24 protein-coding genes and 1 tRNA gene are annotated in these 23,178 nt (G+C 48.3%); 8 read left to right on the top strand and 17 right to left on the bottom strand.

Annotated features, from left to right (window positions below):
- Nucleotides 1-23: 23 nt before the first annotated feature.
- Complete coding sequence (locus AM1_RS21630; protein ID WP_012165023.1) at nt 24-956, top strand: NAD(P)H-dependent glycerol-3-phosphate dehydrogenase; 933 nt, start codon at nt 24-26, stop codon at nt 954-956.
- A 266-nt stretch (nt 957-1,222) separates the two neighbouring features.
- Nucleotides 1,223-2,380 carry a cysteine desulfurase family protein gene (locus AM1_RS21635; RefSeq protein ID WP_012165024.1) on the top strand — a complete coding sequence of 386 codons (1,158 nt, stop codon included), beginning with the start codon at nt 1,223-1,225 and terminating at the stop codon, nt 2,378-2,380.
- Nucleotides 2,381-2,393: 13 nt separating this feature from the next.
- On the opposite strand, the gene AM1_RS42265 is transcribed toward AM1_RS21635, so the two are convergent.
- The 3 genes from AM1_RS42265 to AM1_RS21645 form a co-directional block, all read right to left on the bottom strand.
- Nucleotides 2,394-2,546 carry a hypothetical protein gene (locus tag AM1_RS42265; RefSeq protein ID WP_175307264.1) on the bottom strand — a complete coding sequence of 51 codons (153 nt, stop codon included), beginning with the start codon at nt 2,544-2,546 and terminating at the stop codon, nt 2,394-2,396.
- Nucleotides 2,547-2,678: 132 nt separating this feature from the next.
- Nucleotides 2,679-3,185 carry a gamma-glutamylcyclotransferase family protein gene (locus tag AM1_RS21640; RefSeq protein ID WP_012165026.1) on the bottom strand — a complete coding sequence of 169 codons (507 nt, stop codon included), beginning with the start codon at nt 3,183-3,185 and terminating at the stop codon, nt 2,679-2,681.
- Nucleotides 3,185-4,762 carry a histidine kinase N-terminal 7TM domain-containing diguanylate cyclase gene (locus AM1_RS21645; protein ID WP_012165027.1) on the bottom strand — a complete coding sequence of 526 codons (1,578 nt, stop codon included), beginning with the start codon at nt 4,760-4,762 and terminating at the stop codon, nt 3,185-3,187. Before AM1_RS21645 ends, AM1_RS21640 begins: the two co-directional genes overlap by 1 nt.
- A gap of 207 nt (nt 4,763-4,969) precedes the next feature.
- On the opposite strand from AM1_RS21645, the gene AM1_RS21650 reads away from it, so the two are divergent.
- A tRNA-Gly gene (locus AM1_RS21650) sits at nt 4,970-5,040 on the top strand.
- A 382-nt stretch (nt 5,041-5,422) separates the two neighbouring features.
- Nucleotides 5,423-5,563, top strand: a complete 141-nt coding sequence (locus tag AM1_RS44665; RefSeq protein ID WP_449222443.1) for a hypothetical protein — start codon at nt 5,423-5,425, stop codon at nt 5,561-5,563.
- Nucleotides 5,564-6,216: 653 nt separating this feature from the next.
- Here AM1_RS44665 and cas12k read toward each other — a convergent pair.
- From cas12k to AM1_RS21700, 10 genes are all read right to left on the bottom strand, one after another.
- The gene (cas12k, locus tag AM1_RS21655) at nt 6,217-7,155 is read right to left on the bottom strand and encodes a type V CRISPR-associated protein Cas12k (RefSeq protein WP_194290188.1); all 939 of its coding nucleotides are present in this window, start codon (nt 7,153-7,155) and stop codon (nt 6,217-6,219) included.
- Nucleotides 7,055-7,627 (bottom strand): type I restriction endonuclease, encoded by a 573-nt coding sequence (locus tag AM1_RS21660; protein ID WP_012165031.1) that lies wholly within the window; start codon nt 7,625-7,627, stop codon nt 7,055-7,057. Before AM1_RS21660 ends, cas12k begins: the two co-directional genes overlap by 101 nt.
- A gap of 10 nt (nt 7,628-7,637) precedes the next feature.
- Nucleotides 7,638-7,973 (bottom strand): type II toxin-antitoxin system RelE family toxin, encoded by a 336-nt coding sequence (locus AM1_RS21665; RefSeq protein WP_012165032.1) that lies wholly within the window; start codon nt 7,971-7,973, stop codon nt 7,638-7,640.
- Nucleotides 7,970-8,230, bottom strand: coding sequence for a hypothetical protein (locus AM1_RS21670; protein WP_012165033.1), 261 nt, complete (start codon nt 8,228-8,230; stop codon nt 7,970-7,972). Before AM1_RS21670 ends, AM1_RS21665 begins: the two co-directional genes overlap by 4 nt.
- 104 nt (nt 8,231-8,334) lie before the next feature.
- Nucleotides 8,335-8,886, bottom strand: coding sequence for a Uma2 family endonuclease (locus AM1_RS21675; RefSeq protein WP_012165034.1), 552 nt, complete (start codon nt 8,884-8,886; stop codon nt 8,335-8,337).
- A 66-nt stretch (nt 8,887-8,952) separates the two neighbouring features.
- Complete coding sequence (locus AM1_RS37700; protein ID WP_071819958.1) at nt 8,953-9,894, bottom strand: restriction endonuclease subunit S; 942 nt, start codon at nt 9,892-9,894, stop codon at nt 8,953-8,955.
- Complete coding sequence (locus AM1_RS42270; protein WP_012165036.1) at nt 9,834-10,235, bottom strand: hypothetical protein; 402 nt, start codon at nt 10,233-10,235, stop codon at nt 9,834-9,836. Before AM1_RS42270 ends, AM1_RS37700 begins: the two co-directional genes overlap by 61 nt.
- 95 nt (nt 10,236-10,330) lie before the next feature.
- Nucleotides 10,331-10,669, bottom strand: coding sequence for a XisI protein (locus AM1_RS21690; protein ID WP_012165038.1), 339 nt, complete (start codon nt 10,667-10,669; stop codon nt 10,331-10,333).
- Nucleotides 10,657-11,070, bottom strand: a complete 414-nt coding sequence (locus AM1_RS21695; RefSeq protein ID WP_012165039.1) for a XisH family protein — start codon at nt 11,068-11,070, stop codon at nt 10,657-10,659. Before AM1_RS21695 ends, AM1_RS21690 begins: the two co-directional genes overlap by 13 nt.
- Entirely contained in the window at nt 11,063-13,486 is a 2,424-nt protein-coding gene (locus tag AM1_RS21700; RefSeq protein ID WP_012165040.1) for a type I restriction-modification system subunit M, read from the bottom strand. The genes AM1_RS21695 and AM1_RS21700 overlap by 8 nt, the downstream gene beginning before the upstream one ends.
- A gap of 175 nt (nt 13,487-13,661) precedes the next feature.
- On the opposite strand from AM1_RS21700, the gene AM1_RS21705 reads away from it, so the two are divergent.
- Entirely contained in the window at nt 13,662-13,919 is a 258-nt protein-coding gene (locus AM1_RS21705) for a hypothetical protein (protein ID WP_041660099.1), read from the top strand.
- A 584-nt stretch (nt 13,920-14,503) separates the two neighbouring features.
- On the opposite strand, the gene AM1_RS21710 is transcribed toward AM1_RS21705, so the two are convergent.
- Nucleotides 14,504-14,878 carry a VOC family protein gene (locus AM1_RS21710; RefSeq protein WP_012165042.1) on the bottom strand — a complete coding sequence of 125 codons (375 nt, stop codon included), beginning with the start codon at nt 14,876-14,878 and terminating at the stop codon, nt 14,504-14,506.
- A gap of 642 nt (nt 14,879-15,520) precedes the next feature.
- Between AM1_RS21710 and AM1_RS21720 the strand changes: the two genes are divergently transcribed.
- The 3 genes from AM1_RS21720 (at nt 15,521) to AM1_RS21730 (ending at nt 18,574) form a co-directional block, all read left to right on the top strand.
- Entirely contained in the window at nt 15,521-16,072 is a 552-nt protein-coding gene (locus AM1_RS21720) for a 3'-5' exonuclease (protein WP_012165043.1), read from the top strand.
- A gap of 82 nt (nt 16,073-16,154) precedes the next feature.
- Nucleotides 16,155-16,664 (top strand): hypothetical protein, encoded by a 510-nt coding sequence (locus tag AM1_RS21725; RefSeq protein ID WP_012165044.1) that lies wholly within the window; start codon nt 16,155-16,157, stop codon nt 16,662-16,664.
- A gap of 479 nt (nt 16,665-17,143) precedes the next feature.
- Nucleotides 17,144-18,574: a reverse transcriptase family protein gene (locus tag AM1_RS21730; protein WP_012165045.1), complete on the top strand. Its 1,431-nt coding sequence runs from the start codon at nt 17,144-17,146 to the stop codon at nt 18,572-18,574.
- Here the strand turns inward: AM1_RS21730 and AM1_RS21735 are convergent.
- The 3 genes from AM1_RS21735 to AM1_RS21745 all read right to left on the bottom strand — a co-directional run bounded on the left by AM1_RS21735 (nt 18,558) and on the right by AM1_RS21745 (nt 23,147).
- A complete protein-coding gene (locus AM1_RS21735; protein WP_012165046.1) occupies nt 18,558-19,979 on the bottom strand; it encodes a WGR domain-containing protein in 1,422 nt (473 codons plus the stop codon). The two genes, AM1_RS21730 and AM1_RS21735, sit on opposite strands and share 17 nt — an antisense overlap.
- A gap of 109 nt (nt 19,980-20,088) precedes the next feature.
- Nucleotides 20,089-22,755, bottom strand: a complete 2,667-nt coding sequence (locus AM1_RS21740) for a response regulator (protein WP_012165047.1) — start codon at nt 22,753-22,755, stop codon at nt 20,089-20,091.
- Entirely contained in the window at nt 22,752-23,147 is a 396-nt protein-coding gene (locus AM1_RS21745; protein ID WP_010480077.1) for a response regulator, read from the bottom strand. The genes AM1_RS21740 and AM1_RS21745 overlap by 4 nt, the downstream gene beginning before the upstream one ends.
- Nucleotides 23,148-23,178: the final 31 nt, after the last annotated feature.

The raw sequence follows: 23,178 nt of genomic DNA on the forward strand, positions 1-23,178 counted from the left end.
TCTCCAGTTAGGATTTTGCTTGCATGTCCACAACAGCCATCACTATCTTGGGCACAGGGGTGTGGGGGTCTGCCTTAGGAACCCTAGCTCAAGCCAATCACCATACAGTGACGGCTTGGTCCCGCCGAGGACCGTTAACTTTGACCCAGAGCCTTGCCCAAGCCCAGGTGCTGGTGGTTGCCATCTCCATGAAGGGCATTCCTGACCTTGCAGCCCAACTGCAACAACTCAAGCTACCGACCTCAACCATTATCGTCAGTGCGACAAAAGGGTTAGATCCGGCGACCCTCCGCACACCTTCCCAAATTTGGCAGGCCACTTTCCCCAACAACCCTGTTTTGGTTCTTTCGGGTCCCAATTTATCGAAAGAGATTGAGCAAAGGTTACCTGCTGCAACAGTGGTTGCAGGTCCTAATCAGGCTGCCGTAGAAACGGTGCAACAGCTGTTTTCCTCTGACTGTTTTCGGGTCTATACCAACCCTGACCAGCTGGGGACTGAATTGGGGGGGACCCTGAAGAACGTGATTGCGATCTCAGTCGGGGTTTGCGAAGGTCTTAAACTCGGCACCAATGCCCGTGCCGCCCTGATTACCCGAGCGCTGCCAGAGATGATTCGAGTCGGCACCCATCTGGGCGGACAAGCCGAAACCTTTTTTGGGCTATCCGGCTTAGGAGATTTGTTAGCCACCTGTACCAGTCCCCTCAGCCGTAACTATCAAGTGGGATATCAACTGGCTCAAGGCAAATCTCTACCTGAAATTTTGGATCAACTTCATGGCACCGCAGAAGGGGTGAATACCACCAATGTGCTGGTCGATTTGGCCAATCGAGAAGGCATCCCCATTCCCATTGCCCGCCAAGTTCATCGACTTTTGAAGGGACGAATTACCCCCCAGGAAGCTTTAGAAAGTTTGATGGATCGAGAATTAAAGCCGGAAGCTTGCGATTTGCTTTAGTGTGGCCCCAATCTATCCATTTCTTAGTATTGGCATCCCTTTAGGAGACTTACTGGATATAGGTTAGAGACTGTTGCAACTCCGTTGGACTCATAAAAAGCATCAACGTTGAAGTCAATATTCACTAGTGGATTAAAGAACGCTCTTATCCAGAAAGCTCAATATCTTCGGGTGACTATACCTTGCCTGCAGAATCCCGCTAGACTGTGAAGCAGACCTTCCCATGATCTAGAGGTAGTACAGTTGCCTGTCAAACGAACATCCCCATGCAAATCTACTTAGATTACAGTGCAACCACTCCTTGTCACCCAGACGTGATTATCGCCATGGGTAAAGTTTGGACAGAACAATGGGGCAATCCGTCTAGTTTGCATGAGTGGGGACAACGGTCTGCCACCGTTTTAGAGCAGGCACGCATGCAGATTGCAGACTTGATTCATGCTCCCGCTGAGTCGATTATTTTTACGTCGGGTGGGACTGAAGCCAATAACTTAGCGTTAATGGGGATTGCTCGAACCTTTACCCAACCCCAGCATTTAATCATCTCTAGTATTGAGCACTCTGCGATTACTGAACCAGCTCGCCTGTTAGAGCAACAGGGATGGCAAGTCACTCGTTTGCCCGTAGATTCCCAAGGTCATATCTCACCAGATGCTCTGAATGACTCAATTCAAAACAACACTGTTTTAGTCTCAGTGATTTATGGTCAGAGCGAGATTGGTACTCTACAATCGATCCACACTTTAGGGCAAATCGCGCGCGATCGAGGCGTGCTCTTTCATTCCGATGCGGTGCAGGTAGCGGGTCGTCTCCCCATTGATGTGCAAACCTTGCCCGTGGATTTACTCTCCCTCTCTAGCCATAAACTCTATGGTCCCCAAGGAGCAGGCGCTTTATATGTGCGTCCTGGGACTCACCTGATTCCCCTATTGGCAGGGGGCGGACAGGAACAAGGTATGCGTTCAGGGACACCCGCTGTACCCATTATTGCTGGGTTTGGTTTGGCGGCTGAGATGGCGGCGGAAGAGATGGAGGCAGAGGGGGTGCGACTGATGCAGCTGCGCGATCGCATGTTTGCTCAACTCAGCCACTCTCCCTACCTACTGCCAACGGGAGATCTGAGCCAGCGATTACCCCATCACGTCAGCTTTTGCCTCCCTCCTACCACGGAGATAACAGGTAAGACCTTAGTCCGACAGATGAATTTGGCAGGCATTGCCATTAGTGCCGGGTCGGCGTGCCATAGCGGTAAGCTATCCCCCAGCCCTATTTTGAAAGCCATGGGATACTCAGATCAACAAGCGTTATCCGGTATTCGCTTGACCCTAGGTAAGCAAACAACTCTCGAAGATATCGATTGGACCATTACAGCCTTAAATCAACTATTGCATCGACTAATGCCTCAATCGGCGGCAATTGTCTAAACCCCGTCGGATCTTAAGGCGATACGCTCACAGGCCGTTCGGACTGCATTAACTGCATGGCATTGAGTTGAGCATGGGCTAAGAATCCTAAACTGACCATGGCGCTGATATACAGGCCAATGGCCAAACTAGTCTTAGAGCAAAGTCGGGATGTGAAAGAATCCATGATCGTTTCTGAGGTAGCGACGGAGTGATGATGTAGTGAGATTCCCTTAGCATGCCAAGACTTAAGCTACTTTTGAAGTCTTTGCGATTAATCGTTATAAAACCAGCCCTAAGAGAAGAATAAAGTTAATGCTTACCCTAGTAAAGCTCTGTGATGCTGGCGACGTTCAGCATCGGGATCGGGGATGGATGGAATAGCCTGAATGTCCTGAATATAGGCTGCTGGCAGGCTTAAATTCAAGGCGCCTTGGACAATGTAGGCTTTGTACCAATGAAACGGACGCAAAGTTTGGTCTATCAGCAGAGCCAAGTAGGTAAACGCTTCAAGGCACCCCTCAGTGGTCAAAATACTGAGACATTGGCGTTCATAGCCTACCCCCAAGCTTTCAGCTTGGTCCAAGTAGTGAAGCTCAGATAAGTCCATCTGAAAAACGGCTCCCCAAACGATATCGTCTGGTTGACCAGTGGCTTGAATATTCGCTTTACCGGATTGATCTAAACCCACCTTATGGAACTGAAATTGATACCCCTGGAGGTGGCCCAGGGTGATGAAGCGAGCGGACGGGACGCGCGCTAGTAAGCGGGACTGATACAAATTAGAGCCGTAGGCAAAGTAATAGTCCGGATGATTCGTGACCATTATTTTGGCGATTTCATGGTTCCCTGGGTTTGATCGGTTAGGGACCGGGGATGGTCTCGGCGATCGCGATAGGTTTGCTTGTCCTGGTACATAGATTGATCAGCACAATGCATCAGTTCTGATAGGGTACAGCCGTCCTGGGGATGGCTGGCAACACCAATACTAGCGGTTATTTTGAGGGTGATATTCTCAAGTTTTAGGGGCTGTCGCAACCGGAGTAAGAGCCGTTCCCGGGTGGCATGGGCTGCATTTTGATTCACCTTAAACAACAAGGCTACAAATTCATCCCCGCCAATACGGGCGACAATGTCCCCCTGACGCACGCAGGTTTTTAAGCACTTCGCCACATAAATGAGTACTGCATCTCCGATCTGATGGCCATAGGTATCATTAATCGGCTTAAAGTCATTTAAATCTACGTATAACAAGGCCACTGGCCACAGTCCTTTGCCCGCGCTACTCAGGGACAATTGGCCTGAGATTTCCAATTGGCGACGATTACACAGCCCCGTCAGACTATCAAAGTAGGCAAAATGCTTGAGCTGCGCTTGTTTTTGGCGTTCAACGGTAACATCGCGAATAATGACCAAAGATCCTACTAGACGATGACCTGGGCTGTGCAACGTCCGGATTTTGACTTCTTTAAGGAGGGTTTGGGAAAATTGAAATAGCTTGACCGTTTCAGTGATTTCTTGGGTCAGGGGCGTTGTCAGCAAATGCTGATAGGCGGGAAAGCTGACGTGAAACGGTTGCCCCAAAATATTGTCAAACAGGCTTTCGCGATAAGCACTGGGATTGAGATCGACAATATGATTTTGAGTATCCAGAAATATCACCGCATCTTCTGTGTTGAGAAATACGGTGCGGTAGGAAATGGGGGAGACTTCAAATAGTTTGCCGCGAAACAGTCCCACTACCATGATCAAACCGCTGACCGCAAAGCTAATCGGGGTCAGGTCTAACCCGTAGAAATGAACCCTTGCTAACAGATACAACAGGCTAGAAAAGAAGGGAATGATCGACGCAGACAGCAATACCAAAATCTGTTGTCGATAGATTTGGGAGCTGGCGAAATAAGCGTTGAGGAGTACGCCGACGCCCCCTAGCAGCAGCAAGTAGTTGTAGGGCATCATCACATAGCTAAACCACCAGCCATGATCAATCATCAATTGAGGCGCAGGGGTATGCCCCAATTCCACAGATGCCCAAATCAGACCATGCCAAGGATCTGTAAAGGCAAAGATCATGCTCAGTAGGGGCAACACCATCATCCCTCTCGTTCTCTGGGTGTTCAGACGAGAATCGTTATGGGTGTATTGCAGGGTAAAGACAAGCCAAAAGACGGCGAAAAACGGAATGCCGAGGTATTGCAGTTTGCCAAAAACGATGCGGGGAGTGGCTTCAGTGCTGAGATATTCTAAGACCGCGAAAAAGCACCAAATAAAGAGGCAAAGAATACACCTAAAAAAGGATTTTGCCCCTGTAACGGACCGCCGTTGCCATACATAGATAGCAATACTGCCTGTAGCAAAAGCTGCGATCGCAGGTAGAAGCGCTAGGAGGTAGTGAATCAGCATGGTCGGTCTTGAATTAGCACCATCGTAGCCTATTCCACATCCCTCACTGGTGATCGGAAGTGAATTCTCTTGCGTGGGTGGTTTGCTTTACTGGAAAAACATGGTGCTATCGGTAGCAGATCGCAATTCAGAAGAAGAGGTTGGATTGGCTTGCAGAAAGTTAGTCAATTTGTGTTAGCCTAAATTGTGCTGAATATCCAGCGCTATGCGGGTGTAGTTTAGTGGTAAAACCTTAGCCTTCCAAGCTAATGATGGGGGTTCGATTCCCCCCACCCGCTTTGCTTTGTATTATGTACATTGCACAGCTATTTGTCCGTTTTGCACAGTTAGTGTCCAAAATCGACAAGAAAATATTGGCAGAATTTAGGGAACAGTAATTTTGAGCAACAGGCTGTAATCCTTATCCCTAGCCATTAACTGACTAAATTAAACTAATCAAGAGTGGACTCTGATTAGTTTAATATGCAGTACAATTCACATCTTGAGTAAAGAAAAAACTACTTATTTGCTCGTTTTGCACAGTTAGTGTCCAAAAGCACCCACACAAAGCCCTCAGCATATCAAGAGCTGTTGTTGGAAGGCTAAGGTTTCTTTCATCGCTCTAGACTCTCGCAATTATTCTAGGGCTATTCTGAGTGGGAAACACTAGAACAGGGAAGTATGCCTAAGCCTTTCAACTCCCAACACCCTCAAAAGGACGTTGCGACGGAACTCAACGTCATGCTCTGCAATCATTTCAGTTCTTTCAACCCCCAACACCCTCAAAAGGACGTTGCGACACTTTACCTGGAAGCGGCTTGAGGTCAGTCGCGAACTTTCAACCCCCAACACCCTCAAAAGAACGTTGCGACCTCAATTGGAAATTAGAGGAGCAAACGCAATGCATCTTTCAACCCCCAACACCCTCAAAAGGACGTTGCGACAGTACCCAGCTAGAACCAAGTCACCAAATAGGTTTCAAGGAGTGAAATCGCAAACCTCTTGAATGAGATGGAAATTAATGAATATACAGATCCTGGAGGCTAGCTCCAAAAGCCTGTAACTCATACTCGTCAATACTCCTAGGAATTGCGCGGACCTCTTGAATGGTTAGTGACCTACAAAAGCGCAGAGAGTCTAGGGCTCCCCCCGATTAGGTATTAACAACACCCTCCCATAGACAAGGAAGGCATGGTTAATTTCCTCCTGAGGGGCATTTTAGAGCTGCCACGATACGTATGCCTGTATCTTTGAAATAGGTAATGAAACCAATCTCAAAAACATTGCTTTCTGCAACAGGTGCGACCATGCTGCCCAGTTCTTGAAAAGAACTCAAAAGCAGACAACTACAGGGACTGGAAAGTAGTTAAACTGGCCCATAATTTTCACGGTATTCGGCTTTACAGCCTACTATCCATGCGCTGTCGTTAATTTTACTCTCCTAATCAGGAGTAAAATAACCACTTCGCAAATCTTCAGGAACTAGGGGCCTCATACTGAAGATGAGCATAAGCAATTTCTACAGATTGTTCAAAGGGACCAGCATTTTTATAGAATTTCAAGATGTTCACCTTCATCTCTCGCCTCTCAGCACAGTCTGCGATGCATTGAATTAAACGGGTATAGCTCCAACGTGGATATCTCAGGCGAATGGCTTTTGCATACCGTTTCTGGAGCTGTTTATTGTTGGGGAACTTGAGCTGAGCCAGAGACTGAACTCTGGCTTCAATGTGATCTTGAATGCCATGGGGAGATGGAAGGACGATGTCTCCAACTTGATGAGTTTGAGCCCATTGAATCAAATGATACGCAATAAGCTGGTCGCATTTTTTTCCAAGATTTTCTAGTCTCTTTGAACGGCGTAGCCTTCCTTTGGAGAATTCTTTCTTTTTAATCTTGCGCCAATAAACTCTTTGGCGATGTACACGGCCTATCAAATAGGCGAATTGACTTCTCTTAAAAGGTTTTAGCTTATCTTGATAGCCCTCCAATTTGAGTAGTTGAGGAGCCGTGATGGTTGCAACCAGCTTGCGGGTCTGATTATTTACGATTGAAGCTTGAAGTGGGAGCCCACAATAAAGGCTAACACCCATAGTTAATTCAGGGTTTCCAATGCAAGGAGAAACATGGGGCCTTCTGAGAGAAGCGTTCTGAAGACGATTAATGGATGATTGAGTCCGCTTTAGGTATGTTTTTTGCGTTTCCTTGAGTGTATTGAGCGATTTTCCCTCAAAAGATCGCAACTTCCCATTCTCCTCTTCGATTTTTTCAGCGCGGACCTCTGCAGTTCCTTCGTCAGAGAGCAGTCGTTCATCAATGGTGCCGTGAAAATACAGTCGATGAGTTACCCAGGGTTTCTTTGGGGTCGCGGTCCTGGCAGTATTGCTTTTTAGCGTGGTAGACGGTCTGGCCAGACCAGGGGTTCTTTAGCTCCATGGTGGCCAGGGCGATACCGTTGACGAACAGCACCATATCGAGGGACAGGCCCGGATCGCTTTCGGAGTAGTGGACTTGGCGAGTGACAGAAAAGATATTGCGCTCGAAATTTTCGCGGATGGCAGGGTTGGCGTCGTTGTAGGGGAGACTGTAGAGCAGGGTAAAGTCGGCATCGTTGATGGAAATGCCTTTTTTGAGCACGGCCAGGACACCGTCTTTTTTTGCCTTGCGGTGAAAGCGTTCGAGGATGAGGCGTTGCCAGTTGGGCTGGTCCTGGACTTTGGCGAGTTCGTTGGGCTGGGTAGTCTCTAGAAAGCGCCAGAATTTTTCTGTATCGATGGCAAATTCGCGGTCAAAGTCAGCCGGTGATCCTTTTTCGTAGCCTGCCCCCTGTACTAGTGCGTTTTCGATGCAGTTTTCTAGGGCTTTCTCATTGGTTTGGCTGACCATGAATTGTTTCTCACTCTTCTAGGGCTTCGGTTACGGCAGTTTGAATCTCGTTGATTCTGACATCAGCTTGGTCTGATTTAGCGTAGACCAGCAATAGGAGCACGTCTTCAGGTGATATCACTTGGTAAATGATTCGATATCCGCCACTTTTGCCGGTGGGAATATCGCTGTTCTTGGCACGAACTTTGAAGACAGTAGCTGTGGTTCCGGGAATTTGGTCACCGATGAAGTTACCTTGCTCTAACTGTTGAATAACGGGCTGGAGGTCGGATTGAATTTGGCGGTAGCGCTTTTTGAGGCTTTTGAGACGACGCTTAAATCTAGGGGTAAAGCGAACGGAGATCATGGTTCGTCTGCTAGATCATCCCAGAGCTGAGAAGCTGGGAAGGTTTGCCTAGCCGCGGCTTCTTGAAGAGAGATTTTAAGATCGGCTAGGAGCTGGGCGTTGGATTCGTGCTCATCGACCCAGGCTAAACCGCTAGCAGGATCTTTCAGGGTGCTGATCACTTGCTGCCACAGGGCGAGGGGAACTAGAACATCGGTGGGTTCTCCAGCAGCATTGGTCACGTATCGGACTTGGCCCTCAAGGGATGAATTCACCACGGTTAGGGATCTCCTGCTTGTGTCTCTCTATTTTAGTCGGGGCTATCCCTACGTTTTTATATTTTCTGTTCTTACACTGAGTTAGCTATCGGTTGGGCCTTGAGCTATGGGTGCATGAGGTAAGATATCTGAATTGTTATATCTTGAAAGGCCATGGGTGATACGGTGCCAGTTTTCAGGATGTTTTCGGTATCATAGTGCCCATTCTGCAGACTTTTGAAGATATGGAGCTGTTTATCCTTTAAATTGACGACCCAATATTCCTGTATTCCGGATGCAGCATAGGTATTTTTCTTAGTGGTCAGGTCTTGGGTGAGGGTGGCGTCGGAAAATTCGATGAGCCAGTGGATGTCGCTGGGGTAGGGATGATGGTCTAGATAGACGGTGCCCAGGGGTTTAACGATGGCTAGGTCGGGGATGGGTTCTGAGTCGTCGCTGAGGATGATGGGGTGGGCTTCGCGGACTTTGGCTCGGCTGCCCAGCAGGTTACGCAGGTAGTCACCGACTTCGCTGTTGTAGTAGGCGTGGGGTTCACCCTCTGGGGGCATGATGATGATTTCTCCGCGTAGTAGTTCGACGGGCTGGTCGTCGAATACGCCAGCTTGGATGGCCTGGTGGTAGCGGTCTATGGTCCATTTGTAGGTGGTGACGGTCATAGGGACCTAGCCTCAGACTGGGGAAAGGGCTGATGTATCAGTAGTTTTAGTATGGCAAATTTAAGTTCAGACTTTTATCTTGCCGGTTACAGCATGTGATATCAAAATTTCTCTAAATTCTTGAAGCTTATTGATTTGTTCTTCTGCTCTTACTTGAGCAGTTTCAAAACCAAGTAACCGATTATCTAGGAAATCTACAATTTGATTCTGCTCTTCTACAGGGGGACAAGCAGTATATAGAGCTCCAATGCGATCGACGTTTAAGTTTTCCTGAGTACTAACAATTGAGACTTCGTCTAGCCGAGTTTTCAGCACTCCAAACATGTAATAGAGAAAGTCTGCAGAAACTTCACCTGGATTTGGGAAAAAACCAACGGCACTATCAGGAAAGCAAGCATTAAAACCTAAAATTGAAACCTCTCCAGTCTTTGCTCCGGTAATAACCATTACAACTGTGCCAGCAGGAAATTCTTTGCTAACTGCATATCCTCTGGCATTGAGAGTCTGTGAATATTTTGTGATTCTTCTCCCAGCTTGGGATATGTCACCAGTTTGAATGAATGGGTATTGTCCACCATAGAACCTTGCATCGTTACGAGGTCTATGAGAAAACTTCCCTCTCAAGATTTGCGTAAGTCTTTTGACACTACACAATTTCCAATGATTAGGAACTTTTTCTAGTCCATGTATGCCGCGATCGCACATCGGCACATTGGGGTCTAGCCCTTTGGTGACGGCTTGATTGATGAGGATGGCTTTTTGTTCTTGTAGGAGTTCGATGAGGCGCTGTTTGGTTGCTATGGCATCATCAAGCTCAACAGTTTTCCGATCAAGAAACTCAACAATCCGGCGTTGCTCATCAATCGGAGGAATCGTTAAAGGTAAATATTTAAAGTCTGTGTAGTCTAAGTTTTGGCGTAACCCAGACCCCATACCGTAATAGACCTTCAGCAAATCATATGCATGTAAGTAAATCTTGGATCTATCTGCTTCGAAGGGGAAAGACATAAATAAGCAGATGTGATAATTCCATGGTCTTGAACTAATCCAATTCGAAGACTCGTTCGATCATTCTGTAAATCTGTTGCCCGAACAATAATGTCCCCTGGCTCAACAATCTGATAAGTCTCAAAGGATTCAGGTACTAAGCCATGTAGTTTTTCTTTGGGCTTAATTACAATTTTTCCATAACTCAGGGATAAAACGGTTTTAACGTGATTACCGATATTTTTTACATTTTTGGGCCTCAGATAATTTCTTCCAAGCTCTACTCGCCAATGGTTTGGAACCTCATTAAGCCAGGAAACTTGACTATCTTGATAAGTTTCATGTTTTGGGAAAGTCAACATCCTTTATACCTCCCCAAAACTCACCAACCGCTTCAACAAGCCTTCCATCTTCTGCTCCAGCACCAAAATTTCCTCAACCACCGTTTCCCAAATCCTCAGCCCACCGCATAGCCAGACGCTTTCCGCATAAACGGTGAGTGCAGCCCCAACACAATATTCTGTTTAGGAATGCCCTGCTCCACCAGCCGTTCAGCCAAATTAATCTCCGTATTATTGCGCTGAATCCAGACCTTATTGTCCTTAATATCAATGTGGACAATGGTGCCGTACACAAACTGCTTTTGCTCCCAGCCCACATCGATCAAAAGATAGTGATTATGCTCCGCATCAAACACTAGCTGAGACTCCACATCGCTATGGCTAGAGTGATCATAGCCGTGTAACTCCCTGAGCAAATCCTCAACTAAGCATCGATAGTCCTTTAACTCAGCCATTCTAAAATCACCTCCGTTTCAGGCTCATAAACAATCAGCCTAATTTGATATTTTTGAACCACCGACTTTGCCAACAAAGACTGAAAAAACGTACTGTAAATCTCTTCAGGAACAGCTAGATATAGCAGACGATTAGGCTCTTTATTTTCCAATGCTACCTGGTAGTTAATAAATTGACCGATAGCCAAATGAAAATCGAAAACCACCGAATCACTGGCAAAGGTTTTCACCTCGACGGCAATTTTTTCCTCACCTCGCTCTGCGGCCAAAATACGCTCCGCACCCAAATCAATATAGATCCGAGTATCGCCAAACTTTAGGCTTAGCGGATCGTCCGTCACCGTCCAGCCTGCACTTTCCAGACCACGCTTCACCGCATCATGAAAGATATCTTTAGCCATCGGTAGTCGCCCCAAAACTGACTAACCGCTTCAATAAGCCTTCCGTCTTCTTCTCCAGCTCTAAAATTTCCTCAACGACCGTCTCCAGCTTCCTCAACGGTTTGTGCTGATAAAAATACTTATTGAAATTAATCTCATAGCCAATCTTCGTACTATCCAACGCGATCCAAGCATCCTCAACATGGGGCCGCACCTCCGCCAAAAAATACCCATGGATCTGCGCCGTACCCCGCTCCAGTGCCTGCCCATAGTTCAACGGCACACTTTCCGTATCCCGCAGCTCACTATCCGTCTCATACTCAATCCACTGCCCCGCCGTTTCCCCAGGCCAGTACCCAAAGTCCGCCAGGTGCTCCTCCGTGGTGCCCAAATGCTCCAATAACTCCGCTAGCTTCTCACCCTTCAGCTTATGCACCTTTTTAATCACCCTGGCCGCCGCCTCATCCCGCCAACTCACCGCATTAAAAATTTGCCTCTTCTCACTAGCCGACAGCTTGCTGTCCAACTGTCTGGCCAAAGTTTTGAGCGTATCATTCACCCGCTCAGCAAAATCATTAAAATCATGCCAAACCTCCTGCTCCACCGAGGCCATGAGCTGCTCCGCTACCTGCATCAAATCCCGCTGATTTTCCCAGGTCTTCGCTGTAAACAACGCCTTGCGATTCTTCGCCGTCAGGCTAATTTCTTCCTTTTCCAGGTATTCCTCAATTTTTTGCTTATGGTCCGTTAGGCTCGTGTAAATCTCATCACCCCACTCACCATAGGCCCACTCCATTACCTCCGCCAGGACAGGCACATAGCGCAGCGTCGCCACCCGCTCCGGCGTAAACTGAGCTAACAGCCGCAGGGGCCGTTCCACAGTTACCTTGTAAAAGCCAAAATCCTGATTATCAAACACCTTAGAGATGGGCGGCGGTGGCAGCTCCCTATCTTCACTAGGCGGCAACGTCGGCTGATGCACCCGATCTAAATACAGGTGAGTAATCTTCTCAATCTGCTCCGGTGCAAACTCACAGTTCTTCGCCCCCAGATTCTTCCGCAGCTTGCGATACAGCTCCGACCTATCAATCAGCTGCACCTTTCCCTGCCGTTCCGGTGCCTTATTATTCGACAGCACCCACACATAGGTGGAAATGCCGGTGTTGTAAAACATATTCTGAGGCAACTGGACGATCGCCTCCAGCCAGTCATTTTCAATGATGTAGCGGCGAATATTGCTCTCCCCGCTACCCGCATCCCCTGTAAACAGCGAAGACCCATTGTGAACTGACGCAATTCTGGAACCTGCCGGACTCTGGTCCAGAGGCTTCATTTTGCTAACCATATCCATTAGAAACAGCAACTGCCCATCCGAAGAGCGGGGCGTTGCCTTCTCTAAACTTTCCTCATCCCAAAAATCCTTCAGTGGTAACAAAAACCGCTCATCCAGGACATCCTTGCCATCTAGGATATGTTTTTGATCCGCTGCGTAGGACTTGCCATAGGGTGGATTTTCCAGCATGAAATCAAACCGCATTCCGGCAAACTCATCCATCGCCAGCGTCGATCCCAGTTTGATGTTCTCAGGACTATTCCCCTTAATCATCATGTCCGACTTGCAAATGCCATAGGTCTCCGGGTTGACCTCCTTGCCATAGAGGTAGACCTGAGCATCTGATTTGATTCCCCCCTCCGGGTCGCTGATAAAGTTTTGGGACTCTGTCAACATCCCCCCTGAACCGCAGGCCCCGTCATAGATCAACATCACGGGCGGAAGCTGCTCCTTCACTGGCATAAACAGCAAGTGTGTCATCAGCTTGATCACCTCGCGGGGGGTGAAGTGCTCTCCAGCCTCCTCGTTATTTTCTTCGTTAAACTTACGGATCAGCTCCTCAAACACATAGCCCATCCCCAGATTGCTCAAACCCGCCAGCTTGCGTCCATCCGGATCTTCACCTTGAGTTGGGCTGAAATTGATATAGGGACTCGTAAACTTTTCCAAGACATCTAACAGTACATCCGCCTGCACCATCCGTTTGATTTGGTCCCGCAGATAAAAACTGTCAATGATCTCTTTGACGTTCTCGCTAAATCCATCCAGATAGGCTTTAAAGTTGGCCTCTAAAATTTGGCGGTTATTGGACGCCGTTTCAACTAATCTTTTCAGCGTCCAATCTGAAGTGTTGTAGAACACATAGCCCGAGGCATCCTTTAACGCACCAGACTCTAGCTCGGTCAGCCCCACGGATTCCCGCTGAAACCGAACCTCTTCCATGACTGCATCCTTGGTCTCCTCCAGCAGACAATCTAACCGCCGCAGCACAAACATCGGCAAGATGACATCGCGGTATTTTCCGCGAACGTAGACATCACGCAAGCAGTCATCTGCAATCGACCAAATGAATGAAATCAGCTTGTTTTGTGATGCTGCATCCATCAGCTACCTCTGCTAAGTCAAGTCATACTCAAAGAACATCCTCCACTATGCCCCCTTTTGGACAATTTCATCCTAGATACTCATATTCTTTTGGTTATCCTGGTCAAAATTGACTCAGTAGTGTTCCCATTAGCCCTGCATATTTATGTAGCGATCTCACCTTGGCCTTGTCTACTTGCCACAAGACCTGGTCCAATACATCAATAGTCCCTTCGCCTCTTGGATGGACCGCAATATTCTCGATCGTCCTGATAGCGCCCCATCCACAGAAACCGGCGAAATGGCCTACGCCCTAGTCCAGCTCGATCAAAAACACAAACAGCAATTTCTTGAGTCCCTGCTTCTGCAGGACACCGACGTTTACATCATTGATAATCGAGGGGTCTTTGATACCACCCAATCGGCTATACAAGCACGTCTCCCCCTTCATTAACCAGGCTGTACTCAAAAGGCTTCACCAAGCTGTAAGAAGACGATAAAGCTCCTCTATGGAAAAGAAACGACACTTAGCTACGCAAAGATCGATATTACGTAGCACAGAAATAACACTTAACGATGCAAATCCGCTCTGGATATGGAATATGAGCCGAATGCCTAAGAGCTTTATCAAATGATAGAGACAAGCATGATTGCCTTGCGACAGTAATTTCTAACCTGCTTCATTTATCCGTGCAATGTACAAATTTTCCAGAATTAATGTCACAAAACTAGAAATGTGACTGGTCGCTAGGGAATGTATACGATATCGTTTTGTGCGAGGATAAAACACAGAACTCTTCACCTTTTGGGCTTTCTAGGTATCTCAGGACCAGCCAGTCACGATGCTATATTAGTAATCTTTATGATTCTAGGTGGATAAAATAGAATTTTCTGGTTCGTTTCCCAGAAGTAGTGTTATGTAACGCCTCGCATCACTTGCTGACAAAGCGCGTAGCAGTTTGGCGGTCCGTGTGCGTGCGCTTGTTAGGCTGGGGGCAACCACTACTGCTCCTTTTTTCAACCAGTATTCCGACCGTGTTAGGTTTCGATCTCATGGCAGACCACTTCAATATTGTGTCCGTCGGGGTCAAGAACATAGGCCGCATAGTACCGCCCACTGTACTGAGGACGTTGTCCAGGCGGTCCGTTGTCTTGCCCGCCTGCATTGAGGGCGGCTCGATAGAACGCGTCGGCCTGATGCCGACTCTCAGCTACAAATGCAATGTGTAGATGCGCGGGTGTCTCTTCCGTTTGGTACAGGCATAGGGAACTCATGCCGGTTGGTTGACTAAGCTCAGCACCATTTGGCGGCCAATCCGTAACTACAGTCACCCCAATTGGTTCGAGTGCCTTAAGGTAGAAGTTCCTGCTCAGCGCAAAGTCGCGAACGCCGAACTTTATATGGTCAAACACAAGTCCCCCTGTTTTACTTCGTTGGGTCAGCGGTAGTGTTTTACATGGCCTAACTATGGTTAGACGACTGACTGACATATACTCCTCTACACAGAATATTAGATGTCAAGTGTCGTGTAATGCTCTGATTTGGATAGATAAAGTGACACATTGGTAGTTATCACTTATCTATTCACTCACTAGAAATATCTATCTCAAGAACAACAGTGCCATCAATAAAATTTGTAGATTTGGCGCTGCAGATAAGAAATGACGCCTAATTCTGGAAAGCCCTAAAAGAAATGACATGTAATTTTGGAAAGATAATCAGTTGAGAAAAAAGTTGAATTTCTCCGAAGTCTTCATCTGGTATATTCTTCAAGGATTTAGAGCTGCGACATTAATTCCGAAAAAGTGTCATTTAATTTTGGAGTGTATAACTGTCATCATCCTAGGGCTTATATCGAACTGGCTGGCCTACTGCGCCCTTAGAAACGGAGGTATGACGAGGGACGAAAGCCTTAGGGTTCTTGGTATGATGCGCGAAGAGACTGCCTCTGCTTTGACAGGGAAAGATCTAGAAACTACAAAAGAACTTATGTTTAGCTAGGCACCGAGTGTCCTATTCCTATAGGGGCCTGGGGTGTCCCCTTCACGACGTCAATGAAAATTAGCCAGAAATATTACTTGATTGTCGATCTTGAAGCCACCTGTGCAGATGATAATTCCATTCCTCGCCGCAGAATGGAGATGATTGAGATTGGAGCTGTGCTTCTCAACTCACAAACTCTGCAGATAGAAAGTGAATACCAGACCTTCATAAAGCCCATTCTTCATCCTGTGCTGACTGAGTTTTGCAAATCTCTGACATCCATCTCTCAGCAGGATATTGAAAAGGCCCCACTTTTCCCGGCGGCTCTAAAAGATTTTCAATCTTGGTTTTACCCCTGTGGGAGTTATCTGTTTTGCTCTTGGGGAGATTATGATCGGCATCAATTTGTGCAGGATTGCCAGATGCATGGCGTTGGCTATCCCTTTCCGGGGGATCATCTCAATTTAAAGCGAGCATTCTCTAGCGAGATCAACTCAAAAAAGAAGTTTGGTATGGCAGGCGCATTGACCGAATTAGGTCTAGAGCTTGAAGGGGTTCATCATCGGGGTATAGATGACGCTCGAAATATTGCCCGCATTGTTCAAACTGCTTTTTCTGAGTGAGTCTCTAGAAAGTTCACAACAGGTGTTTCGCAATGAGTCCCCCTATTCAGAACAATATTGACCGAGCCGTGAGTCTAAGAACATGCTGTTTACCATTGTCGAGAGTTTCTCTCCTAGAGACGGCGATCGCTGGATCACTTACTGCCGATGGCGGGGATTAGCCTTTACCTGTTTTGATTCGATAGATGGCATTCTCAGACCCAGCCTTTTTGATGCAACAGAGAAGGACGATTGGAACCATGTTGTTAATCAGGATTGCAAGACTCACCTAATAACGGATTACGACTACGCTGTTCACAAGCAGAGTGAGATAGGGCAGGGAGATCTGGTGGGTTTGAGATTTAGCGAGCATGATCAAAGCGATCCACGATTTTTAAGATTTGATTTAATCGATGGCTATTGCGACATCTCCTTGCTCACCAATTGGGGAAATGATGTGGATAGTATCAACCGTTCCTTGTCCCCTAATGCGCTAGTACTGAGTTATCAGACCGTTAAGGCTATCCAAAAGGAATTGTTGCAGACGAATGGTACGGATCCGCATGTTGAAGGATGTCAGATCGTGTCAATTTACCGACTCAACGAGACTTAACGAGTCGATGGAATATCCCTTTTGGGTGGGTTTGGACCTCCAGTGGAAACGGACGATGTTGGCCGTTGTATCTATGACGGTCCCGAGCCACTTCCAATGTTCATAGAAAGCTTTAAGACTGCAAACCCAACTTTGATATTGGGCATTCTACGAAGAGAGTGTTATGATACACTAACAGTACAAAAGTACTATATAGCTCGGTCAGTTTAGGTTTACCCCTTGCAACCCGAATGGTGCATCGCCATTCATGTGATTAGTCTAAACGCGCATCACTGGCTTGCTCTTTACTGTGCGGGGCTTCGCCCTACCATCGCTGTTACGGTTTAGTTTCCATGAAACTAACGAGCGATGGTAGGGCGGCCCCGCTCGAGTTGAGCAATCCAGTCCGAAGAGGTTTACGAAGAGGCGCTGAACTGACCGGGTTTATTTTTTTCTAAATAGACCGCTATTTATATCATCGAGTTCACCTTTCTGACTCCATGTCCAATCAACCCCGTACTCGCCAAGAACTCTACGATCGCGTCCGCCAAAGCTCCCGTGATGAGGTCATCCTAGAAGAAATGGTGCGGTTAGGATTTTGGCCCGCCGAAGGCGAGATGCCCCAAGATCCAACGGATGAGATTCGACGTAAAGGAGAAATTCAGCGAGAACTGGCAGCACTGCGGGCCGAGAACCGCAAACTGCACAACGAAGCCGCCATTAAAAAGCAGCTCTACAAAGAGCGACTCGCTGCGTCTAAAAAGAAACGCCAAGAAACCAAAGAACGGAGAGAGCAAGAACGACAGTCCCGAGCCGCTGCATGGCGGGATCGAAAAGCTCGGGATATTGTCTATCTGGGAACAGGAGTTTCCGGGGGCCTTAATCAGACCGAGTGCGATCGGACCCGACTTCAGCAATATGGACTTCCTGCTTACGGAACAGCAGAAGAGATTGCCAAGGCCATGCAGATTAGCGTTGGCCAGTTGCGCTTCTTAGCCTTTTCTCGGCGTACCGCCCAAATTTCCCACTATGTCCGCTTCAAAATCCCCAAGAAAACTGGGGGAGAACGGCTGATTTCAGCCCCCATGCCCCGCCTGAAGCAGGCCCAATACTGGATTGCAGAAAAGCTTCTAGCAGCCATCCCCCTCCACGAAGCTGCTCATGGGTTTTGTTCAGGACGCTCCATCGTTACCAATGCAACGCCACACTTGGGGGCTGATGTGGTGATTAACCTCGATCTCCAAGATTTTTTCCCGTCTATTTCCTATCCCCGGATTAAAGGCTTATTTCGTTCCTTTGGCTATAGCGAAGCTGCTGCCACGATTTTTGCCCTGCTCTGTACAGAACCAGATGTGGTGGAGGTGGGCTTGGATGGTCAGCATTACTATGTGGCCCAGTCTCAGCGACATTTACCCCAAGGGGCACCCACCAGCCCCATATTGACCAATCTGCTCTGTCGGCGTCTAGATCGTCGGTTGACGGCCATGGCGGCAGAGTTGGGATATCGGTATACGCGCTACGCCGATGATCTAACCTTCTCAGCCACAGGTCAGCCTCAGCAGCAGGTGGGCAAGCTGTTGCGAAGGACCCATGCCATTGTCACCCACGAAGGATTTACGATTCATCCCCAAAAGACACGGGTGCTTCGCAGTGGTCGACAACAAGAGGTGACAGGGGTGGTGGTCAACGAAAAGCTGAACGTTGACCGTAAAACCCTCAAGCGATTTCGGGCGTTGCTCCACCAAATTGAACAGTCAGGCTACGACGATCAACATTGGGGTGGCCAACCAGTATCGTTTGCTCAGATCCAAGGCTATGCCAACTTTGTGGAGATGGTGAATCCTGAACGCGGAGCCCAGTTCCAGGCTCAAGTTAAGCGAATTAAGCGCAAGTACCCACCCCGCGTTCAAGCCTTTAAACCAGCTTCTTGATTTCACCATAGGCACGATAGAAGCCACCGCGGGCAGATTCCCGCAGGTCTTCGACCACGTAGCGCGCTCCTGCTTCCCGCATCTCTTTGGGGAATTGGACATTCCAGTCGGTGTGATAACCCGCAGATTCCACCCGGACTCGCAATTTACTGCCGTCTTTTACACAGACTAAGATGATGCCCTGGCCAGCCTGGGTGGTGGTTTCTAACGTAGACGAAGCTGCGATCGCATCTAGTTTCGGCGCTTTCACATTCACCACATCCGGCACCGTACCAGCTTGAGCGGCTTGAATGGCGGCTTCACTAGCATCAATACAGGCCAACGAGCCATCCGTCGTCACAATATATAGACGATCTTGAATAAACTGCATGGAGAAGGCCGACCCACATCCGGTTCCCAGCTTCCAGAGACGTTTGCCGTCTGCATCAAAACAATAAATAGAAGAGGAACTGTCTCCCGCAAAGACATATTTGCCGTCTGCCGCCGCTGCACAGGAATAAACCTGGTTATCGCATTTGAGAACTTGTTCTTGCTGCCCCTGTTTTGTAAAGCAATAGACCTGGCCCTGACTGGTACCGGCATACACGGTTGACTCTTCCTGCCAGCCAAACAGGACCGCCCCCTGAGTTCGCTGATTCCAAATCACCTGACCGTCTTCCCAGTCATACATCGTCACTCCACCGACATGGCCATGGTAAACGCCGATCTCATCGCACCGGACCATCCAGCCGTGATCGCCACTACTGCGTTGATGCCACTGGGATTCTTCTTCATGGTTAATGGTGGTGACGACACCCTGGCGATCCGAGACCCCCAAAATCCCGTCGTTGATATCCAGCCAAAAGATATCGACATCCTCGGCAATAGAATAGGCCACTCGGGGGATTTTACCGCTTAGGTCGTAGACTTTGCCATCGTCACAACCGGCATAGAGCCAATCATCATCAGCCACAATGCATTTAACGCCATCGGGAAGTTTAAACTCTTGAATGACGTTGCCATCGGGGGTGAGGGTAAAAATTTGTCCCTTTTGATTGCCTACCCAGCATCGCGATTCATCAATAAAGATGCCAAAGGCGGAGGCACCAGAGGCAAACTTCCAGAGGACGGGCGCACGCTTGGCCGAGGAGCGGGTGCTGGTGATTTCCCGCCGAGTAATGGCCCGCTTCTTCCGTACCCCCTGGACTGCATGTTCATAGCCTTTGCGCAGCTTGGCTTTGATTTTCTTCTCGGCTTCTGCTTTGGCTTTTTCGGGGGTCGCCAAGGTTTTCTCTTGGGTTTGGCCCGCATTGCCAATCCGTCCATACCGGATTTTTAATTCGGTGCCATTCACCACCACTTCGTAAAACTTGTGGGCAACCCCTTCGTCTTCTGACAGCTCTAAATACGTTCTTTCTTCAGCCATGCTGATCCTCTCTAATCCTCTGTCCTATAGGATTCACCTATCAGATCCAGTTTGACGCAAGGGGGGATCAATTCTCGTAGATAAGCGTAAGGATGGCGATTGCACAGGCCTAGGCCATCACTTTGACGTGAGCATTCTCTAGATATCGATCCAGCGCGGCTTGTAGTTCCTCTGTGCGGATCGGCTTACTGACATAGTCTTGCATCCCAACTGCTAGGCATCGCTCTCGATCCCCCTGCATGGCATTGGCAGTCAGGGCAATAATATGGGGGCGATCCTCGGCGTCCCATTCCTTTTGAATGGTGGCTGCTGCCGTCAGGCCATCCATCTCCGGCATATGTACGTCCATCAAAACAATGTCATAGGTTTGGCGCTTTAAGGCTGCTAAGACTTCATGGCCATCATTGGCGACATCAGCGCTATACCCCAGTTGTTTCAGGATCAGTAAGGCGACTTTCTGGTTTACGGCCACATCTTCTGCCAGCAAAATACGTAGGGATGCCGGGCTGACTCGCTCAGGCTCCGGCGGCTGTTCTTCTGGTTCGGCAGGCTCTCCAAAAATATTAGCCAGAACATCATGGAGCCGTGACTGTTGAATCGGTTTGTTTAGGATAGCTGCGAAGTTGATATTCCCCTGCTGTTGAATCAACTCATCTTTGCCCAAAGAACTCAACATCACTAAGGGAAAGTCTGCCAACTGTTCCCGAATCCGCTTGGCCAAGGTTAACCCATCCATTTCTGGCATTTGCATATCCAGAACGGCCAGATCAAACCCATGATCGGCGGTGAGTAATGCTAGGGCTGCGGCTCCTCCCGGAACGGCCTCGCTGGTCATGCCCCAAGCTTTTGCTTGCAGGGTTAGAATTTTACGGTTAGTGGGATTGTCGTCCACGATCAGCAGATGCTTGCCATCCAAATGGGCGGGAGAAATGATGGGTCGCTGAGCGGGATCAGCAATGGGGACGGAAATCGTGAAGCAGAAAGAAGACCCTTTGCCCACGTCACTTTCGACCCACATGCGGCCACCCATTAGCTCGCACAGCCGATGACAAATGGCTAACCCTAATCCGGTGCCGCCATATTTGCGGGTGGTGGAGGCGTCCACTTGGCTAAAGGATTTGAACAATCGATCCATTCGATCAGCAGGAATGCCGATTCCCGTGTCTTTGACTACAATCTGGAGGATATGGTGACCCTTTCGGACTGGAGCGGCATGATCTGCTGTGACATCTTGAATATAGACCACCACTTCTCCCGTGTCTGTAAATTTGACACCGTTGGTGAGGAGGTTGACGATAATTTGTCGTAGCCGGGTCACATCCCCGATAATCCATTCGGGAGTATCAGGTTCAAATAGGTACGCCAATTCTAAGGATTTATCTACTGCTCTGGGGGCGACGATACGGAGGGCCTGTTCGATACAAATTCGGAGGTCAAAGGGTTGGTTCTCAAATTCCAGTTTGCCTGCTTCTATTTTGGAGAAATCTAAAATATCGTTAATCAGGCTGAGTAATGCATCCCCACTGCTGCGAATGGTTTCTACAAAGTCAGCCTGTTGCAGATCTAAATCTGTATTCAGAAGTAGACCGGTCATGCCAATGACGGCATTCATGGGGGTCCGCAACTCATGGCTCATATTGGCTAGAAACTGAGATTTAGCGGTGTTGGCCGTATCAGCGTCCCGCTTGGCCTGCACGAGGGCCGTATTGTTGCTTTCTAAGGCCTGGCGCTGCTGTTGCTCTTGCTCTAAGAGTTGGGCTTGGGCAATGGCAATGCCCACCTGACCCGCCACGGCTTCTAATAGTTCGATGTCTGCTTCGGACCAAGTGCGGTTGCGATCGCACTGATGTAGCACAATCACCCCATTGGCCTGACCCTGATAGGAGGTGCGAGTCGCCAGTAGGGACTGGAGCTGTGCCTGCTCACAAAATTGGATTTCTCCCTCGGTCATCTGGTCCCGATCTAGTTCAGGTATGGCCCATACGCGATCATGACCAAAGATTTCTGACAGCAGGGGATGATTGCCCATCTCCAGTTCCAGGCAAGAGGCGTAATCCATCTCCAAATACTCCGCCAGATCAGAGTCTGCTGAAATCTGGGCGGCATAGCTCTGAATAAAGCAGCGATTGGTTTCGAGGGTATAGCCCAACTGGTCAACGGTGGTTTGAAAAATATGCTGGGTATCAAGGCTGCGGCGAATGTCTTGGGTAATCTGCTCGATGAGTAAGACCCGCTGAATTTGCAGGTTTAAATTCTGGTTGGCGGCTTCTAAGGCGGCAGTCCGCTCTTGAATCACTTGTTCTTGTTCGGTGGTGAGTTGCTGCAGCTTTTGGTTCATTAACTGCAGTTCTTGGTTCTGCTCTGCGAGTTGCTGATCCGTCAGATAACTCTGAACCGCAGAGGCAATGGTTAACTTTAAATCGTCTGCCTGCCAGGGTTTGGCGATGTAGCGATAGAGATCGGCATGGGTAACGGCATTTGCGATCGCATCCACATCTGCTTGCCCCGTCAGCATCACTGTGATCGTCTCCGGGGACTTCTCATGAATGCGCTGGAGAACTTGATCCCCCTTCATGCCGGGCATGATGTAGTCAGAGATCACCACCGCCACTTCATATTCATCTTCTAGCAGTTCATCCACAATCTCTAGGGCTTCTTCGCCCCCCTGAGCCGTTTCGATGGCGCAGTCCTGGCCAATGGATTTCCGTAATTCGATTTTGAGGGACTCTAGAACAGTAGATTCGTCATCTACACAGAGGATAAAAGGCTTACTCATAGCGCTTCCAGATTTGACTTCAGCAGTTCAATTAATTCGCTTTTGCGCCAGGGCTTATGGATAAACCGATGGAGATCGGCCTCTTCCTTGGCCCGTTCAATCGCTGAGTGATCCGCCTGCCCAGAGAGCATGATTTTGATGATATTGGGATGATCTTGATGAAGTTTGACGAAAAATTCGTCTCCCTTCATCCCTGGCATGAGCCAATCACACAGCACCAAAACTACCTCAACGCCATCTTCCTGCAGCTCCTCCACAATTTCTAATGCTTCGTTGGCATTGATGGCTGCTTCTACATTGCAGAGGTCACTCAGCTCTTTTTTAATCTGTATTTTGAGACTGTCTAAAATAACTTTTTCATCATCTACACATAAAACGACGGGCTTAACCATCACATTGATCCATTGCTAGTCGAGTTCAAAT

It is taken from the genome of Acaryochloris marina MBIC11017 (assembly GCF_000018105.1).
In the GTDB taxonomy this organism is placed as follows: domain Bacteria; phylum Cyanobacteriota; class Cyanobacteriia; order Thermosynechococcales; family Thermosynechococcaceae; genus Acaryochloris; species Acaryochloris marina.

Bases quoted from the DNA above. Each gene is read 5' to 3' on its own strand.
- AM1_RS21630 (WP_012165023.1), top strand. From the start codon at position 24: ATGTCCACAACAGCCATCACTATCTTGGGCACAGGGGTGTGGGGGTCT.
- AM1_RS21635 (WP_012165024.1), top strand. From the start codon at position 1,223: ATGCAAATCTACTTAGATTACAGTGCAACCACTCCTTGTCACCCAGAC.
- AM1_RS42265 (WP_175307264.1), bottom strand. From the start codon at position 2,546: ATGGATTCTTTCACATCCCGACTTTGCTCTAAGACTAGTTTGGCCATT.
- AM1_RS21640 (WP_012165026.1), bottom strand. From the start codon at position 3,185: ATGGTCACGAATCATCCGGACTATTACTTTGCCTACGGCTCTAATTTG.
- AM1_RS21645 (WP_012165027.1), bottom strand. From the start codon at position 4,762: ATGCTGATTCACTACCTCCTAGCGCTTCTACCTGCGATCGCAGCTTTT.
- AM1_RS44665 (WP_449222443.1), top strand. From the start codon at position 5,423: ATGCCTAAGCCTTTCAACTCCCAACACCCTCAAAAGGACGTTGCGACG.
- AM1_RS21660 (WP_012165031.1), bottom strand. From the start codon at position 7,627: ATGGTCAGCCAAACCAATGAGAAAGCCCTAGAAAACTGCATCGAAAAC.
- AM1_RS21665 (WP_012165032.1), bottom strand. From the start codon at position 7,973: ATGATCTCCGTTCGCTTTACCCCTAGATTTAAGCGTCGTCTCAAAAGC.
- AM1_RS21675 (WP_012165034.1), bottom strand. From the start codon at position 8,886: ATGACCGTCACCACCTACAAATGGACCATAGACCGCTACCACCAGGCC.
- AM1_RS37700 (WP_071819958.1), bottom strand. From the start codon at position 9,894: ATGTCTTTCCCCTTCGAAGCAGATAGATCCAAGATTTACTTACATGCA.
- AM1_RS42270 (WP_012165036.1), bottom strand. From the start codon at position 10,235: ATGTTGACTTTCCCAAAACATGAAACTTATCAAGATAGTCAAGTTTCC.
- AM1_RS21690 (WP_012165038.1), bottom strand. From the start codon at position 10,669: ATGGCTGAGTTAAAGGACTATCGATGCTTAGTTGAGGATTTGCTCAGG.
- AM1_RS21695 (WP_012165039.1), bottom strand. From the start codon at position 11,070: ATGGCTAAAGATATCTTTCATGATGCGGTGAAGCGTGGTCTGGAAAGT.
- AM1_RS21700 (WP_012165040.1), bottom strand. From the start codon at position 13,486: ATGGATGCAGCATCACAAAACAAGCTGATTTCATTCATTTGGTCGATT.
- AM1_RS21720 (WP_012165043.1), top strand. From the start codon at position 15,521: ATGAAAATTAGCCAGAAATATTACTTGATTGTCGATCTTGAAGCCACC.
- AM1_RS21725 (WP_012165044.1), top strand. From the start codon at position 16,155: ATGCTGTTTACCATTGTCGAGAGTTTCTCTCCTAGAGACGGCGATCGC.
- AM1_RS21730 (WP_012165045.1), top strand. From the start codon at position 17,144: ATGTCCAATCAACCCCGTACTCGCCAAGAACTCTACGATCGCGTCCGC.
- AM1_RS21735 (WP_012165046.1), bottom strand. From the start codon at position 19,979: ATGGCTGAAGAAAGAACGTATTTAGAGCTGTCAGAAGACGAAGGGGTT.
- AM1_RS21740 (WP_012165047.1), bottom strand. From the start codon at position 22,755: ATGAGTAAGCCTTTTATCCTCTGTGTAGATGACGAATCTACTGTTCTA.
- AM1_RS21745 (WP_010480077.1), bottom strand. From the start codon at position 23,147: ATGGTTAAGCCCGTCGTTTTATGTGTAGATGATGAAAAAGTTATTTTA.